The 260-nt window shown below is 29.2% G+C and carries 1 pseudogene; it reads right to left on the minus strand.

Annotated elements, in window-relative coordinates:
• Positions 1-260, minus strand: a pseudogene (locus tag HMPREF3265_RS12505) (transposase); the annotation flags it as partial.

Here is a 260-nt window from a genome sequence, read left to right on the forward strand (position 1 = left end):
GTTCTCTTTTGGCTTTATTTATCCCTCGAACGGAGATTCGAGGGAAACCCAAAATAGCTTTCATAAATCCAAAAACAGGATCCACATCAATTTTTCTTTGACTGTAGTTGGTTTTTTTGGTTCTGAATGCTTTTTTTTAATTTGGTCTTTAAAATATTCCCAATTATAATTCTTCATTATTTTTTTATTTGCTTTTGAATTGAAGTTCATACATTGTTATTTCAGTGGACATTCTGAACAATCATCACATTCATATAATT

This window comes from Staphylococcus sp. HMSC62B09, assembly GCF_001839115.1.
GTDB lineage: Bacteria > Bacillota > Bacilli > Staphylococcales > Staphylococcaceae > Staphylococcus > Staphylococcus haemolyticus.